Annotated in this window: 1 protein-coding gene; it reads right to left on the reverse strand. The window is 65.2% G+C overall.

Annotation, left to right across the window (positions count from 1 at the left end):
* Positions 1 to 230 (reverse strand): hypothetical protein (locus tag SB786_RS37955; protein WP_410731806.1); only part of this gene is annotated, 230 nt, incomplete at both ends.

Raw genomic sequence — 230 nt, forward strand, 5'->3', positions numbered from 1 at the left:
GTGCGATTTCCGCAATCGTGCCGCTTGCGTGCGCTTCGGTTTGCGCAGCGATATCGTTCGCGGTTTTCGCGAGCGCATCGCAAATGAATTGCTGACGCTCGGCCGCTTGCGTGCTCGCCGTCTGCCACGCTTGCGACGCGGCCTGTGCCGTGCGCGTGATTTCGGCGATCGTGCTGTTCGTATGCGCTTCGGCGTGCGCGGCGATATCGCCCGCGGTCTTCGCGAGCGCG

This window comes from Burkholderia sp. SIMBA_062 (genome assembly GCF_046534765.1).
GTDB lineage: Bacteria > Pseudomonadota > Gammaproteobacteria > Burkholderiales > Burkholderiaceae > Burkholderia > Burkholderia ambifaria.